1 pseudogene is annotated in these 839 nt (G+C 64.7%); it reads left to right on the plus strand.

What is annotated here, in order from left to right:
* A pseudogene (locus VLA07_RS27310) lies at positions 1 to 839 on the plus strand (type IV secretion protein Rhs); the annotation flags it as partial.

An 839-nucleotide genomic window follows, 5' to 3' on the forward strand; every position in this document is an offset into this window, starting at 1 on the left:
GCCGTTTGACCGGGGTTGATGACGGCCAGCAACATCCGCTGGCCTTTGAATATGACCGGCAGGACCGGCTGATCACCGAGCATCAGGGCTGGGGCACCCTGCGCTACACCTACGACGCCTGCGGCCAGCTCAAGCGCCAGCGTCTGCCGGACAACAGCAAGCTCGACTATCACTACGCCAAGGGCGGCGCGCTGACCGCCATCGACCTCAATGGCACGCGGCTGACCAGTCACGTCTACCAGTCCGGTCGCGANGCTACACCTACGACGCCTGCGGCCAGCTCAAGCGCCAGCGTCTGCCGGACAACAGCAAGCTCGACTATCACTACGCCAAGGGCGGCGCGCTGACCGCCATCGACCTCAATGGCACGCGGCTGACCAGTCACGTCTACCAGTCCGGTCGCGAACAACAACGCCAGCAAGGCCTGCTGCGCAGCGATTATGCCTACGACGATCAGGGACGTTTGCTGGCCCATGCTGTAGGCCATCAGCACGACTCGCTGTATCGCCGGGATTATGCCTACAGCGCCAACGGCAACCTCGAGCACATTGCCGACAGCCGCCACGGCCAGCGCACCTATGGCTATGACGCCCTCGACCGCTTGATCCGCGTCCGTCACTCGCGTGACGAACTGCCGGAAGCCTTCGCCCACGACCCGGCCGGCAACCTGCTGATGCAGGATCGTCCCGGCCCGACCCGGATCAAGGGCAATCGCCTGCTGATGCAGGGCGACCGCCATTACGACTACGACGCCTTCGGCAACCTGATCCGCGAACGCCGTGGCCGCGACCAGCAACTCGTCACCGAATACCGCTACGACTGCCAGCACCGCCTGATCG

It is taken from the genome of Pseudomonas sp. S3(2024) (assembly GCF_036861315.1).
GTDB classification, from domain to species: Bacteria; Pseudomonadota; Gammaproteobacteria; order Pseudomonadales; family Pseudomonadaceae; genus Aquipseudomonas; species Aquipseudomonas putida_A.